This window comes from Shewanella sp. Shew256, from assembly GCF_002196695.1.
GTDB classification, from domain to species: domain Bacteria; phylum Pseudomonadota; class Gammaproteobacteria; order Enterobacterales; family Shewanellaceae; genus Shewanella; species Shewanella mangrovisoli.
In genome coordinates, this window is the sequence record NZ_NAJR01000013.1 from 106,496 (window position 1) to 118,988 (window position 12,493).

The 12,493-nt window shown below is 51.0% G+C and carries 18 protein-coding genes; 17 read left to right on the plus strand and 1 reads right to left on the minus strand.

All coding sequences use genetic code 11. The features are described from left to right. Positions 1-48 precede the first annotated feature (48 nt). The 9 genes from B5P39_RS19590 to B5P39_RS19630 all read left to right on the plus strand — a co-directional run bounded on the left by B5P39_RS19590 (position 49) and on the right by B5P39_RS19630 (position 7,140). Positions 49-1,326, plus strand: coding sequence for a DUF3150 domain-containing protein (locus tag B5P39_RS19590; protein ID WP_088212679.1), 1,278 nt, complete (start codon positions 49-51; stop codon positions 1,324-1,326). An 84-nt stretch (positions 1,327-1,410) separates the two neighbouring features. After that, complete coding sequence (locus B5P39_RS19595; protein WP_000039318.1) at positions 1,411-3,207, plus strand: VWA domain-containing protein; 1,797 nt, start codon at positions 1,411-1,413, stop codon at positions 3,205-3,207. A gap of 61 nt (positions 3,208-3,268) precedes the next feature. After that, complete coding sequence (locus B5P39_RS19600) at positions 3,269-3,604, plus strand: hypothetical protein (RefSeq protein WP_001071288.1); 336 nt, start codon at positions 3,269-3,271, stop codon at positions 3,602-3,604. Between the two features lie 264 nt (positions 3,605-3,868). Further along, positions 3,869-4,408, plus strand: a complete 540-nt coding sequence (locus B5P39_RS19605; RefSeq protein ID WP_000018872.1) for a hypothetical protein — start codon at positions 3,869-3,871, stop codon at positions 4,406-4,408. A 90-nt stretch (positions 4,409-4,498) separates the two neighbouring features. Then, the gene (locus B5P39_RS19610; protein WP_000793769.1) at positions 4,499-4,999 is read left to right on the plus strand and encodes a hypothetical protein; all 501 of its coding nucleotides are present in this window, start codon (positions 4,499-4,501) and stop codon (positions 4,997-4,999) included. 73 nt (positions 5,000-5,072) lie between these two features. After that, positions 5,073-5,957 carry a hypothetical protein gene (locus B5P39_RS19615; protein WP_000477209.1) on the plus strand — a complete coding sequence of 295 codons (885 nt, stop codon included), beginning with the start codon at positions 5,073-5,075 and terminating at the stop codon, positions 5,955-5,957. Positions 5,958-6,022: 65 nt separating this feature from the next. Next, entirely contained in the window at positions 6,023-6,247 is a 225-nt protein-coding gene (gene yfaE, locus B5P39_RS19620) for a class I ribonucleotide reductase maintenance protein YfaE (RefSeq protein WP_001102700.1), read from the plus strand. A 61-nt stretch (positions 6,248-6,308) separates the two neighbouring features. Then, the gene (locus tag B5P39_RS19625) at positions 6,309-6,698 is read left to right on the plus strand and encodes a hypothetical protein (protein ID WP_000026577.1); all 390 of its coding nucleotides are present in this window, start codon (positions 6,309-6,311) and stop codon (positions 6,696-6,698) included. Continuing rightward, positions 6,688-7,140, plus strand: a complete 453-nt coding sequence (locus B5P39_RS19630; protein ID WP_001176699.1) for a hypothetical protein — start codon at positions 6,688-6,690, stop codon at positions 7,138-7,140. The genes B5P39_RS19625 and B5P39_RS19630 overlap by 11 nt, the downstream gene beginning before the upstream one ends. Before the next feature lie 77 nt (positions 7,141-7,217). Here B5P39_RS19630 and B5P39_RS24745 read toward each other — a convergent pair whose 3' ends face one another. Then, complete coding sequence (locus B5P39_RS24745; RefSeq protein WP_002210529.1) at positions 7,218-7,460, minus strand: hypothetical protein; 243 nt, start codon at positions 7,458-7,460, stop codon at positions 7,218-7,220. Positions 7,461-7,477: 17 nt separating this feature from the next. On the opposite strand from B5P39_RS24745, the gene B5P39_RS19640 reads away from it, so the two are divergent. From B5P39_RS19640 to B5P39_RS19675, 8 genes are all read left to right on the plus strand, one after another. Next, positions 7,478-7,669, plus strand: coding sequence for a hypothetical protein (locus B5P39_RS19640; protein ID WP_000651508.1), 192 nt, complete (start codon positions 7,478-7,480; stop codon positions 7,667-7,669). 68 nt (positions 7,670-7,737) lie between these two features. Continuing rightward, positions 7,738-8,091, plus strand: a complete 354-nt coding sequence (locus tag B5P39_RS19645; protein WP_000994741.1) for a hypothetical protein — start codon at positions 7,738-7,740, stop codon at positions 8,089-8,091. Positions 8,092-8,282: 191 nt separating this feature from the next. Then, the gene (locus tag B5P39_RS19650; RefSeq protein ID WP_000209093.1) at positions 8,283-8,627 is read left to right on the plus strand and encodes a hypothetical protein; all 345 of its coding nucleotides are present in this window, start codon (positions 8,283-8,285) and stop codon (positions 8,625-8,627) included. A gap of 77 nt (positions 8,628-8,704) precedes the next feature. Beyond that, positions 8,705-9,007, plus strand: a complete 303-nt coding sequence (locus B5P39_RS19655; RefSeq protein WP_000410925.1) for a hypothetical protein — start codon at positions 8,705-8,707, stop codon at positions 9,005-9,007. A gap of 77 nt (positions 9,008-9,084) precedes the next feature. After that, on the plus strand, positions 9,085-10,710 hold the full coding sequence (locus tag B5P39_RS19660; protein WP_000201432.1) for a DNA cytosine methyltransferase: 1,626 nt from the start codon (positions 9,085-9,087) through the stop codon (positions 10,708-10,710). Positions 10,711-10,770: 60 nt separating this feature from the next. After that, the gene (locus tag B5P39_RS19665) at positions 10,771-11,202 is read left to right on the plus strand and encodes a hypothetical protein (RefSeq protein WP_000687894.1); all 432 of its coding nucleotides are present in this window, start codon (positions 10,771-10,773) and stop codon (positions 11,200-11,202) included. 73 nt (positions 11,203-11,275) lie between these two features. After that, positions 11,276-11,830 (plus strand): hypothetical protein, encoded by a 555-nt coding sequence (locus B5P39_RS19670; protein WP_001093868.1) that lies wholly within the window; start codon positions 11,276-11,278, stop codon positions 11,828-11,830. A 232-nt stretch (positions 11,831-12,062) separates the two neighbouring features. Beyond that, on the plus strand, positions 12,063-12,449 hold the full coding sequence (locus B5P39_RS19675) for a hypothetical protein (protein WP_000042274.1): 387 nt from the start codon (positions 12,063-12,065) through the stop codon (positions 12,447-12,449). Positions 12,450-12,493 lie beyond the last annotated feature (44 nt).

Genomic DNA, 12,493 nt, shown 5'->3' on the forward strand with positions numbered 1-12,493 from the left:
TCCGCCCGGTTCGGGACGTGGTGCGCCCCCAACTTTTTGGAGTGCATCATGACTAAAGTGAACCATCTACAAAGCCTCTGTGTTATCCACGTAGACTTTGACATCTGGAGTGGACAAACCCGTTTGTCTGCATCTGATCTCAAGCTGGGCGAGGGTGGTGAAATTCCACCTGAGAAAGTAGCTCAACTGGGAAGTAAGAAGATCTGTGATCCGGCTAAGCTGAAAGGCTTTCATCGCCTGAAAACAGAAACTCGTCGCCTCCTGCTGAAATTCGGTATGCCGTTCATGAACGGATTTGCCGTACCCGTCAGCAAGACCGATGAAATCTGTAACAAGCTGAATGACATAAACTTTCAGTTTAACCAACTGAAACAGGATTTCATCAAAGGTTACAACAAAGCCGTGGATGAATGGTGTCAGGAGAACCCTGAGTATGAACGAGCTATCCGTGCCGGAGCCCTTCCAAAGGAAACGGTCGAGGAGCGGATTGGCTTTGAGTACCAGGTGTTCATGATCCAGCCTGTGAACGAAGATGAGGCCAACGCCAAACGCCTTAACCGCAAGGTTGAGCGCTTGGGTGACGATCTCATCTCCGAAGTGGTTCAGGAAGCGAATAAGTTCTATATGGAACGTTTGGCCGGTCGAGACCAATGTGCGGTCACTACTCGGCAGACACTCCGTAACATCCGCGACAAGGTGGATGGGCTTAGCTTCCTGAACAGCGCTTTTAACCCTCTGGTCAAGCTGCTCGACCAAACCCTCCGGGGATACGAGCAACATGCCGATGGCCGAAACATCGTTGCGCCTTTCTTTTATCAGGTCGTGGCCGCAGTGCTGATCATGAGCGAGAGGGACCGCATCGAGCAGTATGCCAATGGCTCGATTACTGTAGAGGGCATGGCTAATGACATTGGCGGTTCGGGAGCCCAGATGGGGGACCGTTCTAAAGATGAAAAGGCCGAACAGAAAAGCGATAAAGCCGGTGAGCTTATCCCTGCAACAGAGGGTGGCGAAACCAAGCAGCAACAGGTAGGTGGTACTGAATCTGTTCAATCAGAACAGACTAACAGCGGTGGTAACGCTGTTGACCTGGATGAAGACATCGACAACTTCTTCAAGAGTTTTGCAGAACGAGGCGAGGGTGAATCGGAAGATGAATCCAATGCCGGTGATGTGGTTCGAGAAGAGCGCGTTGATGTTGAGGATGAGCAGGTTTTGCCTGAGGAAACTCCGGTAGAGCAAGAGCCTGTCCAAGAGGAGCCGACAGAGGAGCCTCTCAACCAGGAGCTGCCTAAAACTGACGACGATGGCGACTATTTCTTCTAATAGTCACTTCAACTAAACCGACCCGGAGGGGATAGCCATTCCCTCCAGGGGTGGACTATCTCCTTCCCTACCAGGAGAAAAGATATGTCCAAAAAACGCACCATTTACAGCGCTCTACCAATCGTGGCCGCAGCCTATGGTGAAAAACTCGGTGTCAAAGTCGCCATCGGTAACGATGACGCATACACCGATGGTAAGACCATCGTGGTTCCGAATATCCCCGACGACTATCCTCACATGGATGCTGTCTGGGGGTATTTGGCCCATGAAGCAGCCCATGTCCGGTTTACGGACTTTGGTGTTGAGCGCCGCAGAGGTCTTCATGCTGAGTTGTCCAACGTTTTGGAGGACTGCCGCATAGAACGGGCCATGATGGAACTCTTCCCCGGTACGTCGCAGACCCTGAATGAGGTTGCTCGCTATATGGCTCAAGCTGGTCATTACGAGCACGTCACAGACAAAGAGGCCCCTGCCTCCATTCTGACAGGGTTTTGTTTGTACTGGTTGCAAACCAAGGCTGTAGGGCAATCCGTCCTTCAACCCTATCTCGATTCGGCTACCCCCGTATTCGAGCGCGTGTTCCCTCAGGGTGTTGTTGTTCGGCTGAACGCTTTACTGCGTAAGGCTGTGAACACTAAGTCAACCGCAGAGGTGACATCCTTGGCCGACCAAATCATCAAGATGATCGAGGAGGAAAAGGAGAAAGAAGAGCAAAAGCCCCTGAATGGTCAGGATGGTAACAACCAGCAGAATGCTGGTGGCAACCAACCTCAGAACAGTCAGGGCGGAAGTGGTAACGATCAAAACCAAGGGCCTGATGCCAATGGTGGTGATCAGCAAGGTAAAGACCAGAAGCAAGACGATGCTAACGGGAAATCTGATCCGAAAGGACAGGGCGACCAAGGCAAGTCGGATACTGATGGTGGCAGCAAGGCAGGACAAAGCCAGGCTGGTGGCAATTCTGACGCGGCGAAACAAGACGCGGCCAAAATGCTCCAGCAGGTTCTGAATGCCGGTGCCGGTGATTTGCGTGGTGACGCGCATGATGCACTTAAAGCCGAGCTCAACCGGGTGGCTCAAGATAAGGGGGACAGTAGCTATATGACTGTTCGCTCTGCTGTGAACACCCAGGACAACCCTGCTGTTGGCAAAAGCCTGGTGGGGGATGTGAAGAGCACCACTTCAAAGATAAGAACGCAGCTCTACGGATTGGTCCAGGCCAGCCAGCGAGTTGCTCACCGTAACCAACGATCAGGGAAGCGTGTGGATGCTCGGAAACTACATCGTGTAGTGACGGGTGATACCCGCGTATTCCTCAAGCCGGAAGCCAAGAAACGCCCTAATACGGCGGTTCACATCCTGGTTGATATGAGCTCCTCGATGGCCTACAAGGCCGCCAATGGAAAGGAGCGTCAAGACATTGCGCGGGAAGCGTCCTTGGCTATTTCGATGGCTCTGGAAGCAATACCCGGCGTAAACCCGGCAGTCACCTTTTTTGGTGGCAACCGGAACCAGCCAGTGTTCAGTGTCGTGAAGCATGGAGATACGGTTCAGAATCGGGCCGGTCGGTTTGGGTTCAAAGCAACTGGCGGTACGCCTATGGCGGAAGCTATGTGGTATGCAGCTTTTGAACTCACCAAGACCCGTGAAGAGCGAAAAATGTTGATCGTAGTGACTGACGGGCAGCCTCAAAGCGCCCCGGCATGTCGCTCAGTGATTGACCTCTGTGAACGAAGCGATGTTGAGGTGATCGGCATAGGGGTAGAGACTACCGCAGTGTCAGGACTGTTCCAAAAGAACATTGTCATTGATGATGCGGCAGCTCTGCAACGCACACTGTTTAAGTTGATGGAGCGGTCATTGACTGCTTTTGCAGCTTAACAGGAAGTGAAACGACAAACGGCTATCCCTTCGGGGGTGGCCGTTTTTATTTGGAGAGTCTATGAACCAATTCCATTCATCTTTGGATTTGTATCATCGGAACAAAGGTAGAAGGGCTACAGTGCCGGAGACGCCTTTTTTACTGCTTGCTAAGCGCATTCCTCCGATGTACTGGAGACTGTTCCAGGGTGTTACTTTGGATAGTCGTATGGGATACACAGGCAGGCGGCAGTTCCACAGTCTTGGGCAAGCAATCGACTGGGCAAAGTCATCAGTTGGCGATTCCTGGTCAAATAAGCGCTTTCACAAGCCGGTAGGCCTCGATGTATTGCTGGCCTGTACTGCGAGTAAGGTGCCTGAACATCTGGTCGAAGAACTGAAAAGACGGGGCAGTTGATGCGTCTTTGAGCTTTGCACCCGAAAAGGGCAGTTTGAGCGTTCCTGTTCACACAGCTCTCGTGGAACAATCAAAGTGAGGAGGGAATACCCTCCCACTTTCTCAGAGGCCTTCATTGAGGGTTGCTGAGAAAGTGAATTTTGTCCTCTCTGAGGGCGAAACGTGCGATAGCTGGTCGCCAAAAACAAACAGCATTCAACCTCAGCCTAAGGGCGCACTGCGCCTGACAGGCTCTGTGTGCCCAAGTTACTTTAAGGAGCACACATGTCTCATCTGAACAATCTCAAATCCGTAATGATCTCTCTCGCCGCCGAACATAAGCTGCCTGAAATCTACCAGGATGACATCACTACCGATGTGGAGTCTCTGGATCGATTCGATGGTTTACGTCTGGTCTGGCTGTTGCGGTCTTGCGGCAGCGTATTGGTGCCAGCGGAAGTTGGCGTTAATCCGATCTATATCACCCATTGGTTGTGGTCTAACCACGGTCAACAGGTGGTTCCATTCTCTGTGGATACCCGCACGGGGTTGATTGAAAAAATCGACTTCGAGCAAGCTGAAAAGCTGATCATGCAGATGCCTTGCAACCTCTCTTCATTGCAGAACAAGGAATACTTGGTTGACCAGGTAAACCGAGTGTTGCAACGAGGTTGTGAAATGCGTATCTGGGGTATCTTCGAGTCTCCAAGCTCGGTGGAATCCGTTGGTGGTTGGAAAGAGTGGCAGAGCTATTTCAGCTCTACTGGGAATCGACTGATGGCCGATTTCGTTGGTAAAGCCATTCGATTCACCAACCCTCGATAAATCGCCGTTCAACCATTAACCCTAATTAACCCTATGGGGCTCCGATAGCCCTGAGGGGACGGGGCTCCGCAATCGCAATAAGGAGTCCCTATGAAAAACCTATCAGCTTTGGAAGCAGTTCTTGACTACGACAAACCTTCTCGACGTTTTCTTGATGAGCTCAACGAAAACCAGATGAAGGATTTGTCCGGGGAAATCTTCGCCAAGCTCTACTGGAGCAAGCGTAATCCCCAGTGGTACGAGAAAGACACCAATCGGCTGTTTGCACGACTTCGTTGGGTTCAGCGCATCATCAAGAAGCGCTTGAAAACCGGCAAGGTTAAACCTGAACTGACAGAAAATGGTTCAGTGATGGAGCGCTTCAACTTCCCTTATGGTGACACTCTCGATTTCTTCCATCGGTACTTGCGACATCCCAAATGGGAGGTTGTGTATCAAGAATCGGGGTGCAGTGCCTTTTGGAAAAATGAAGCAACGCTTGAGCTATGCACCTACTGCGAAGGTGATGTGGTCATGATGAAGGCTCCTGATGAAGCAACCTTCTTTCGTGATTGCAATCGCCTTAGCTGGTGGTATGCAGATAACGCTTGATCTTAATCCCTAACCAGGGGCGAACCGGCCCCTGATGGGAGCATGGTGCGCCCCATCTATGATGGAGGACGCCATGTTCAAATCATCAGTATGCTCCTACGAAAACAGGGGGCCTTACGGAAACAACAAGTACCGAGGCAACTGCTCGGGCTTTATCGTTAAAGACTTCATTGAGTCTTACATGAGAAAGCCGAACGGGCTGGTGGCAGACCCAAGTGTTGGGGGTGGCTCTAGCATCGACGTTGCCAATGAACTTGGTGTCCGTTTCAAAGGGACAGACTTGCATCAGGGGTTCAACCTGTTGCGGGATGACTTCCTTTCGTTCCTCGGAGAGCCTGCACACCTGATCTGGTGGCACCCTCCTTACTGGGACATGATCCAGTATTCAGGTAAGCAGTGGGGCGAGCCCAACAAATGGGATATGAGCCGCATGAATTTGCCTGAGTTCGTTGAAGCCCTTGAGCTGGCCGTTATGAATATTCATGACGCCTGTGAGCGAGGAGGGCATTACGGAATCCTCATGGGAAACCTGAGGCGCGATGGGGATTATTTCAACCTGTCCAGCCTTGTGGAACGTATCGCACCTGGGAAGCTGGTGGATGAGATCATCAAAACACAGCACAACTGTGTGAGTGACCGAACTCAGTATTCCGGGAAGCTGGTGCGTATCGCCCATGAAAAGCTGTTGGTGTTTCGTCGTAACGACGTTGCCTCATCGCTCTGTCTTCTTGCTGCCGTACACCGTCGAGCAACCAATATGGTTTCGACTACGTGGAAAGCTGCAATACGCCGAACCCTACAGGGGAAAACGTTGAAGCTGGAGCAGATTTACAAAGAGATTGAACCCTACGCAAAGCATCGAGAGAACAACCACTGGCAAGCAAAGGTCAGGCAAGTTCTTCAAGATGCCAGGTTCTTTATTCGCATCGAGGTAGGTGTCTATGCACTTGCTGAGTAGCCCAACCGGGGCGTGACATCCCGGAGGGGATTGGTCGCGCTCATCAACAACAAAGGAGCGTGACCATGAACGTACAACTTCAAGCCAGCAACAATGTGCTGTTGGCGCAAATCGAAAGCAAAGGCCTCACTGTTGAAACGCATTGTCGCAGTGGCTTTTGTGGCATGTGCCGGGTTCGTCTACTCGAAGGTCAAGTGGCCTATGACGAGACGCCCATCGCATTTGTCAAAGAAGGGGAAGTGTTGGTTTGCTGCGCTAAAGCAAAAACCGATGTGACCTTGGAAATTTAACCCATCCGGAGGAGCCTTTCCTGCGGGTGGGGCTCCTCTATCCATTACGAGGAGAAACACTATGTCTATCAATACCAAAGTTGAACAAATCGCATACGGTCATGCTACCGCTCTAGTGCTCAGTGAACTGGGCCAACAAGAGAATTGGTGCAAGGCTTATGAGTATTTGTCTGAGTGTGTCGAACGGGGAGACGAGCCTGAGGATCTGGTCGTTTGGCAACCGTTTGAGCACTGGGAATGGAAAGACATTCTGGAGCAAATCGAGAGCGAAGCCGAGTCTCTGCTTTCGACTATTAAGTCCGTTTTAGGCTTGGCCCACAAAGGCATCATTCAGTCAGCAATTGACTGCTCTCTGGATTCGGACATGACCCAGCTTGACCTGATTGGAATGGTCGAGCTCGGAAGTGAAATCGAAGATGGGGAGTGTGCTGGAGGTGGCTATGCAGCTTAACCGATACACGGCCAGGGAGTCTGACAAAAGTCGGATACTTCGGACCATCGGCTGGTGCAAGCGCAATCACCTTACACTTGCCGGTCTTCCATACGAGGACAATCTTGCAGGAAGTGACGGGATCAGCATAGAGATCATCACTCCTCCTGGTATGTCGCGGGAAATGTTGGAGCAAGCCGTCAGAGAGGGGTATTCAGAGCGAGATGTCGTAAGGCATCGCATTCTGGAGTGCCCTGTCGGTTGGTTCATGGAAGCTGATGGCAAGGCATTTGATCATGAAGTGTTCCACGATTACGTGGTGGCTCATGGTTATGGCGAACCTTCCAGCGAAGCCTATGAGCTGGCGGAGCGGTGGTTCTGGCAGGGCAACGATTATGCGTTGATAGCTGCGGAAATAGTTGCTCGTGATCTTTGTGTTCGTGATGACGAAGATGAGGACTGATCCTATGGATGCTGTAGCGCATATAGCAGCAGATAACCTTGTACCGGCATGTGGAGGTGCAGAGAAGCCGTTTACCGTTAGTGGTAGACAGTGGCTTTACTGCTATCACCCAGCCAGTGGGAGGCACTGCTACTTAGACCTCGATAATGACCGTCCAGTCTGGCATCGAGGATTTCATCCTGCTTTTCATCCTGAGCTTGAGTTCGCTGATGAAGCTGAGTTGCTTCGACCAGTTGAGCGAAAGCCTGACCATGAAGAGCTGGAGGATTTTTACTTTTAACCCACGGGGCCGCTCTTCCTGATGGGAGACGGTCCTCCATTCTCAAAGGAGAAGACCATGAAAGATCACAGTCAAACGATTGTGTTCCCTGGGAACAATGTTGAATCACTTGCTGAGGCTAACGCCATGTTGAGCGCTGTGTCGGAAGATGCACGTAAAGCCAGCAATACGGAAGACAAACGTGACCTTGAATCGCTTCAAGGCTGGCTGGAAGAGAACATCAATTCTCAACTGGCAGGCGTGAAGTAACTATGACTGTAACCCCACTGGGGGCTTCATGCCCCTGTGGGGGCATGGTGCCCGTAAAAGGAGTCACCATGAATGCAGTGAAGATGATCCAGAAGGAAAACCAGCTTGAGCTGCCGCTTTTCTTCCTGGATGAAGAGCCGAAGACCGCAGAAGTCATTCCATTTGAGCCAAAGCCTGAATGGACTGATGATGAGGTAAGGCAGTTACGTGATGGGCTTTTATGGCATAGCCTTAGAGTCCTTGCTGATGGTCGAGCTGGAAGTGAAATCAAGCAGGAAACGATGGCTTGGGTGATGTCCGATGAGGTACATCCATTCTCATTTGTGGTCTGCTGCGATGAAGCAGGTTACGATCCATCTGGAGTAAGGGAAGGCGTGAAGTCTATCCTAAACCGCTTAGCGCGGGTTAAAGCGGGGGGTTAACCCCCTGCTTTCCCAGTGGCATCGACTTTCACATGTGAAAGTTTGTGCCCCTCGGAAAGCAAGATTTTGCTCTCTGTCGAGAGTGAATAGTGAGGTAGCTGGCCTCCCCAAACAAACAGCATTCTACATAACCCTTGGGGGATCACTGCCCCTCGGGCTGGTGGTTCCCTGACAAACATGGAGCCACAACTATGACTACTCTTGCCAGCTTTGCGAATCCGATTTCTGTTATTCAACGCTCACCAACCAGTGGGGTGTTTGGCACAAATCAGTTCGTAGGAGACAAAGAGGGATTTGTACAAAAGGTGCTCGGAAAGTGGTACTGCAATCCAGGGAATACCATTCCCGTTGAGAGCATGTCCCACCTTGAGCAGGCGGAGAAACTGTATGACTTCTATGTCAAGTATCTCCAAGTGAAAGAAAAGATCTCTGTGAACCTTGGCCGGGTGCTGCATAAGCTGTACAGCACTGGTTCTATCAAGGAAGCAGAGATCGTGCTTGAAGCAATAAAGGCTCAGGCTGGCGTAACAGCTTGAGCAATCTACTAACCCTAAACCGGGTGCATCCGCCCGGTTCGGGACGTGGTGCGCCCCCAAACTATTTGGAGTGCATCATGGAAAAACATAACCTCAAATCCGGATTCAGCATCTATTTCGCTGACGTCCATTTCGAGAAACAAGTCTACGCATTCGGCTCAGGACTTGGCTTCACCTCTGTGATTTACGCCTACTCGCTGGGCCGAGATCCGGAAGAAGCTGAGAAGCTGGCGCTTGAAAAGTACGACTCTGACGAAACGAAGGTGAAGAAGGTGCATGTCAATCTGGCTCGCAGCCAGGACATCAACCGCTACACCTTCCCTGAACAAATGGCTGGCTTTGCTAATGCCATTCAGTCTCACGGCATCGCTGTGAACTGAGAACCACTTTAAACCCATCGGGGCCATTACTTCCCGATTGGGACGGTAGTGGCCTCTCAACCGAAAGGAGAGAGCTCATGGCTACTATCGTAAACACCAAGTTAGGAGAACATCGAGGCAAGAAGCGCGTCTGGCTGGAAGGCCAAAAGCTACTGCGTGAAGGTTACTATCCTGGCATGAAGTATGATCTGGAGCTGAAAGATTCCCAGGTTGTGCTTCGCGTCAAAGAGGAGGGTAAGTTCACCATCAGTAAGCGCGAGCGCAATGGCCGGGTGTCTCCAATCATCGATCTGACCGTGCAGGAGCTTGCTACCGTTTTTGACGGTGTAGAGATGCTCCGCGTGTTCATCCGTAACGGCGCAATTGTGATCTCTGCTCACCATCAACAAGAGCGAGTGATCGAGCGCGTCAACCGGCTTATCAGTAAGCTGGAGAATGGAGAATCGCTTTCGGTATGCAGCCTCTTTCATGGGGGTGGTGTGCTTGATAAAGCGATTCACGCCGGTTTTCACAAGGCGGGAATTGCCAGTGCCATATCTGTGGCCGTGGAGATGGAAGGGAAATATCTCGATTCGTCTTTGGCAAATAACCCGGAGCTTTGGAACGAAGATTCTATTGTTATCGAATCGCCAATCCAGGCTGTGAATCTCAGCAAACGCCCACCACAGGTGGATGTTTTGATGGGGGGCATACCGTGTACCGGCGCGTCAAAGTCAGGTCGCAGTAAGAACAAGTTGGAGTTTGCCGAATCGCATGAGGCGGCAGGTGCCATGTTCTTCAACTTCCTGCAATTCGTAGAAGCGCTAAACCCAGCCGTTGTGCTGATTGAGAACGTGCCTGAGTACCAGAACACCGCTTCGATGGAAGTGATTCGTTCGGTGCTCTCTTCGTTGGGTTACTCCCTACAAGAGCGCATTCTCGACGGCAATGAGTTTGGGGTTATTGAGCGCCGCAAGCGTCTTTGTGTTGTTGCGCTTTCCCACGGGATCGACGGGTTTGAACTTGAGAAGGTTCAGCCTGTTCGCACCAAGGAAAGTCGCATACAGGACATCCTGGAGCCAGTTCCGCTCGATTCTGAACGTTGGAAGTCATTTGACTATCTGGCTGAGAAGGAGTTGAGAGACAAAGCTGCTGGCAAGGGGTTCTCTCGCCAGCTTCTGACTGGCGACGATGAGTTTTGCGGCACCATAGGTAAGGACTATGCAAAATGCAGAAGTACCGAACCTTTCATTGTTCATCCAGAACAGCCGGAGTTGTCTCGCATCTTTACACCGACAGAACATTGTCGAGTGAAAGGGATACCAGAGGAACTCATCCAAGGTCTGTCGGACACTATTGCCCACCAGATTCTCGGGCAATCGGTAGTCTTTCCCGCGTTCGAGGCTTTAGCCCTCGCATTAGGGAACAGCCTGTGGAGCTGGGTTGGAATGATGCCAATCATGGTCGAAGTCGTGGATGAATCACAGCCGGTGATCGGTGGTGAAGACTTCCATTGGGCAACGGCATTGGTTGACGCAAAGGGCACTCTCAAGCTGTCACCGGCAGCGAAAAAACAGGGGATGCCCTTCAACATTATGGATGGTCAATTGGCTGTCTATTCACCTAACGGAACTAAAAAGAGCTGCGGCCATGAGCCTTGCGAATATCTCCCGGTAATGATGTCCGGAGACGCAATCATGGTCACTTCATCTTTGGTTCATTAGTAACTCACCGGGGCAATGCCGAAAGGCCTTTGCTCCGGCCTATCCGAAAGGAGAGTAATCATGAAAATCGAAACTGTTGTGCCTTTACCTCCCGAGGATTCAGGCCTTCAACACTGCATTGCCAGGTTCCATAACCGCAACATGGATTCCAAGCGAAAAGACAAGACCCGTTTTTTCAGGAGGGAGCCGGTTATGATCGTAAACCCAGAGACCAAAGCAAAGGTTCTCCGGTATGCGATGGGCAACCCTGGGAATTTATCCATCACAAAGCTGGCGGTCGCGCTGGATTACGATGCGGTAGATGCTCTGGGTGTTCGTTTTAAAGACACTGTAAATCTTGAGGTTCGCAGAGCCAGGCGCTGGGAAGTCTGGCAGTGGTTCTGGAACCATCCGGATCAAAGTGTCCAACTGTCAATCAAATTGGGCGTGGTTGGCGCTGTGTTGGGAGTCATGGGCTTCCTGACTGGCGTAGCTCCGTACCTCTTGGGATAAACCAATAAAGCCGTTAACGGGCAATGTAAGTCCTGAGACGGCTTGCATTGCTCTCTCGAAAGTGGAGAGTCAAATGAACACATTAGAACAACTTGTAAATCAGAGAGTGCTTGAGGAAGGTCTGAAAAAGGCGAAGCCATTGGCCGCGCAAATGGGGCTTGAATCTGTACCTGATGAGATGCTTGAAATGATCTGCCCAAACTTGAACTACTCTGGGCAGTTTACGCCAGCTCTGTACGCGAGATTTCAAAGCGTAAAGCGATTACTGAAAGAGTTGTCGGAACAAACCTCACCTAAGCACGGGCATATTGTGAAGTTTACCAACCAATATGGGAGCTACGATGAGTCAGCTTTGCTGTTCAAAGAAGGCGACGTCAGAAACCAGAACTTGGTTGCTTGTGTGGGCGGGAAGACGCTAAATCTCGGAGAGCTAGAGCTTCGAGATTATGGGCTCAATATGCACATCGGTTGCGGTGGACCATTTGAGCCGATCTCAGAAGCGCAGATTCAGTCCTTGTCTGAGTTTGACTTCTATGAGACGACCTACAGATTCTGGGGCCAGAATCCATGTGGAAACGGGATGATAGACATCACCGTCCCTATGAAACGTTGGTTCTTGACTGTGTAGCTTCAACCTGAGTGCGCCGAGAAATCGGCGTACCGGCCCCTTAAAAAGGGTAATCAGCGCAGGGGGAAACCCCGCGCTTTCCCAAGCATCTCGGTTTCCCAGGGTGCTTCGGAAAGTGCCTTAGGCGCTCAAGTGCGGTAGCTGGCTGCCAAAAACAAACAGCAAATTATCAACCCTGACGGGAGCACCTCCTGTTAGGGGGGCTCCGTCATAAACTGAACGGAGATATAGCATGTCTAAAAACGTCAACGATGTTTTTTCAAACCGAACTTCTTTGGAATGTACTGTAAATGCAGCGCTGGATCGTCGTATCGGTCTGCGTGTCGGGTTCCCTCATTACAGAGAAGGAGCAAACGGTGTGGTTTGTGAGATCGAAGCAGAGTACCCATTGCTCAACACTCATTCGAGTGTTGCATGGCCCCTGCTCGATGAACTCAACAGTTACACCATCCAAAAAAACCAATCGCTCATTGATCACATTGATAATGCGGTCGCTGAACTGTTGAAACACAAGGCTCGTCTACAGCTTGATATTCAAAAGCTGCAAGACGGTGACATTGATCTGGTGAAACAGGCCAAGCAGCAATACGAAGACAACCAGATGTCGAGTAGCAGCTAGTTCAGGTCTGATAGCCAGGATTCAATTTTAACCCTACCGGGGTG

What these genes read in the sequence shown, in the direction of transcription:
- B5P39_RS19590 (WP_088212679.1), top strand. Translation starts at nt 49, where the DNA reads ATGACTAAAGTGAACCATCTACAAAGCCTCTGTGTTATCCACGTAGAC.
- B5P39_RS19595 (WP_000039318.1), top strand. Translation starts at nt 1,411, where the DNA reads ATGTCCAAAAAACGCACCATTTACAGCGCTCTACCAATCGTGGCCGCA.
- B5P39_RS19600 (WP_001071288.1), top strand. Translation starts at nt 3,269, where the DNA reads ATGAACCAATTCCATTCATCTTTGGATTTGTATCATCGGAACAAAGGT.
- B5P39_RS19605 (WP_000018872.1), top strand. Translation starts at nt 3,869, where the DNA reads ATGTCTCATCTGAACAATCTCAAATCCGTAATGATCTCTCTCGCCGCC.
- B5P39_RS19610 (WP_000793769.1), top strand. Translation starts at nt 4,499, where the DNA reads ATGAAAAACCTATCAGCTTTGGAAGCAGTTCTTGACTACGACAAACCT.
- B5P39_RS19615 (WP_000477209.1), top strand. Translation starts at nt 5,073, where the DNA reads ATGTTCAAATCATCAGTATGCTCCTACGAAAACAGGGGGCCTTACGGA.
- yfaE (WP_001102700.1), top strand. Translation starts at nt 6,023, where the DNA reads ATGAACGTACAACTTCAAGCCAGCAACAATGTGCTGTTGGCGCAAATC.
- B5P39_RS19625 (WP_000026577.1), top strand. Translation starts at nt 6,309, where the DNA reads ATGTCTATCAATACCAAAGTTGAACAAATCGCATACGGTCATGCTACC.
- B5P39_RS19630 (WP_001176699.1), top strand. Translation starts at nt 6,688, where the DNA reads ATGCAGCTTAACCGATACACGGCCAGGGAGTCTGACAAAAGTCGGATA.
- B5P39_RS24745 (WP_002210529.1), bottom strand. Translation starts at nt 7,460, where the DNA reads ATGGAGGACCGTCTCCCATCAGGAAGAGCGGCCCCGTGGGTTAAAAGT.
- B5P39_RS19640 (WP_000651508.1), top strand. Translation starts at nt 7,478, where the DNA reads ATGAAAGATCACAGTCAAACGATTGTGTTCCCTGGGAACAATGTTGAA.
- B5P39_RS19645 (WP_000994741.1), top strand. Translation starts at nt 7,738, where the DNA reads ATGAATGCAGTGAAGATGATCCAGAAGGAAAACCAGCTTGAGCTGCCG.
- B5P39_RS19650 (WP_000209093.1), top strand. Translation starts at nt 8,283, where the DNA reads ATGACTACTCTTGCCAGCTTTGCGAATCCGATTTCTGTTATTCAACGC.
- B5P39_RS19655 (WP_000410925.1), top strand. Translation starts at nt 8,705, where the DNA reads ATGGAAAAACATAACCTCAAATCCGGATTCAGCATCTATTTCGCTGAC.
- B5P39_RS19660 (WP_000201432.1), top strand. Translation starts at nt 9,085, where the DNA reads ATGGCTACTATCGTAAACACCAAGTTAGGAGAACATCGAGGCAAGAAG.
- B5P39_RS19665 (WP_000687894.1), top strand. Translation starts at nt 10,771, where the DNA reads ATGAAAATCGAAACTGTTGTGCCTTTACCTCCCGAGGATTCAGGCCTT.
- B5P39_RS19670 (WP_001093868.1), top strand. Translation starts at nt 11,276, where the DNA reads ATGAACACATTAGAACAACTTGTAAATCAGAGAGTGCTTGAGGAAGGT.
- B5P39_RS19675 (WP_000042274.1), top strand. Translation starts at nt 12,063, where the DNA reads ATGTCTAAAAACGTCAACGATGTTTTTTCAAACCGAACTTCTTTGGAA.